Origin of the sequence: Rhodoferax ferrireducens (assembly GCF_003347515.1) — a bacterium.
Lineage (GTDB): Bacteria > Pseudomonadota > Gammaproteobacteria > Burkholderiales > Burkholderiaceae_C > Rhodoferax.
The window spans coordinates 1-2,176 of sequence record NZ_QEII01000108.1 but is presented as its reverse complement, the minus strand read 5'-3'; the positions used below and the strand labels follow the sequence as shown (position 1 = coordinate 2,176).

The 2,176-nt window shown below is 62.2% G+C and carries 2 protein-coding genes; one reads left to right on the top strand and one right to left on the bottom strand.

All coding sequences use genetic code 11. The features are described from left to right. Positions 1 to 430 precede the first annotated feature (430 nt). A complete protein-coding gene (locus tag C5P05_RS00465) occupies positions 431 to 1,729 on the top strand; it encodes a lytic murein transglycosylase (protein ID WP_114967984.1) in 1,299 nt (432 codons plus the stop codon). 225 nt (positions 1,730 to 1,954) lie between these two features. On the opposite strand, the gene C5P05_RS00460 is transcribed toward C5P05_RS00465, so the two are convergent. After that, positions 1,955 to 2,176, bottom strand: a 222-nt coding sequence (locus C5P05_RS00460) for an IS3 family transposase (RefSeq protein ID WP_157979144.1), incomplete at its 5' end; no start/stop codon positions are given.

Genomic DNA, 2,176 nt, shown 5'->3' with positions numbered 1-2,176 from the left:
GCTGGGTCTGCCAAGATTGGTCACAGCCGCGGTTTCCTCCATCGAGGTTTATACGACGCCCACCCGCGTCAGTAGGCAAAGCAATGTTGAACGCCTGCACGGGCGGGCATCCTACAAACCTTAACTTCAAGAGCCAACGGTCACCTCGAATTCCACGCTCTAAACCTGCCGTTGGGACTTCAATCGCAGTGAGCAGCTCCACACCAGCCTGTCGTTGCCGGCTCCTTGATGCCCCGTTTCTGGCATTCAATGCAACGAACCAAGAGCTGCGAAGCAATCGGTCCGAACAGTGTCAAAGGCTTGTTGCGAGCGCCGTAACAGGCAGCGCCGCGACATTGGACGCAGGAGGGCCCGTAGTCGACGAGCACGCCCAGTGCAACTTCATCGGTCCAGAGGGCGTCAGATCACCCTGTTCCGTAGAACGACGAGAATGAAAAGAATGCAAACACCATCCCGTTTCCCAGCGTCAACTCGCTGCTGGCTTGTTCCCGCGTTGCTGGCAGTCTTAGTGGTTGGGGGTTGCACCACCCCACCATCGATCGAAACCCAGGCACCGGCGCCATCGACGGTAGTCGCCAGCCCGACGCCAGCCGGATCCATTGATGTCGAGCACAGCCGGAAGTTTGCCCGCTGGGTGGCCGAATTCAGCACCACCGCACGCGCAGCCGGCCTCGACGAGGCAACGCTCCACATCGCCTTCGACAACGTCCGTTTCCTCCCACGCGTCATTGAGTCGGATCGGGCGCAGCCCGAGTTCACCAGCGCTGTCTGGGACTATCTCGACAGCGCGCTGTCGACGCAGCGCATCACCCGTGGCCAGGATAAGCTGGCGCCGCTGCGCGCCGAAATCGAACCCATAGCAGCGCGCTACGGCGTCCCGGCAGAGGTCCTCGTCGCGATCTGGGGCATGGAGAGCAATTACGGCAGTTTTGTGGGCGACATCCCGACAATCGACGCCTTGGCGACGCTCGGCTTCGAGGGCCGACGCGAGGAGTGGGCGCGTGGCCAGTTGCTCGCAGCCTTGAAAATCCTGCAGAATCGTGACATCGACCGCGCGCAGATGATAGGTTCGTGGGCCGGCGCGATGGGCCAGACGCAGTTCCTGCCAACGAACTTTTTGGCCTATGCGGTCGATGCCGATGGCGATGGCCGACGCGATATCTGGAACAGCCTCACCGATGTGATGGCCTCGACCGCCAACTTCCTGGCAAGCGCCGGATGGCAGGTCGGCCAGCCGTGGGGGCTCGAGGTGCGCTTGCCGCCGGGATTTGACTACGCGCGCGCCGACGCCGACATGCGACAGCCGACCGCCAAATGGACGGACGAGGGTGTGCAAGCTATGGACGGCGCGCCGCTGCCGGCCTTGGCTGACAGCTCGATATTGCTTGCGGCCGGTGCGCGCGGGCCGGCCTTCCTGGTCGGACCCAACTTTCGCACGATGCTGCGCTACAACAACTCGACCAGCTATGCGCTCGCCGTCGGCCTGCTGGCGCAACAGATTGCCGGCGGCCTCGCGACGCAGGCACCCTGGCCCCGCGATTTGCAGCCACTTTCGCGCAGCCAGGTGCTGGCGCTGCAGACGGCGCTGAACGCACGTGGTTTGGACAGCGGCACGCCCGACGGCACGATGGGTCCGGCCACGCAGCGCGGCGTTCGTCGATACCAGCAGAGCCTGGGCCTGCCGGCGGACGGCTATCCGACCCTGGACCTTCTGCGGCGTTTGCAGTGACGCGACGGCACTGCGCGTGGAGGCAGTTCAATGCCGGGTTCTTGTCCTGCAACACGCGCCTCGTCCACAGAACCGCTACTGCCGGCATCGAGTTGACCAGGGCTGCCGAAAACCAGTGACCCCCTTGTAGATCAGGCAAACCCAGAGTTCTGACGCGATGCAGACCCGATGCCCCTGGTCAGTCAAATCGGCCATCCGGGGGTGCGGCGTAAATCTTGGACGGGTTTATGCCGTAAGTCCGAGGCTCTCTCGGTATTCGAGGGGACTGAGTGAGCCAAGGGAGATTTTGATCCGTTTTTCGTTATACCAGCGAATGTAAGTGTCAATGACCTGAATGAACTGCTCAATGGTTGTAGCCTGCCAGTCCCGAGGATAGAACAGCTCCGTTTTTAGCCGTCCAAAGAAGCCTTCACAGGCTGCGTTATCTGGAGAGCATCCTTTGCGCGA

Excerpts from the sequence above, each read along its gene's own strand:
- C5P05_RS00465 (WP_114967984.1), top strand. The coding sequence starts at position 431 with ATGAAAAGAATGCAAACACCATCCCGTTTCCCAGCGTCAACTCGCTGC.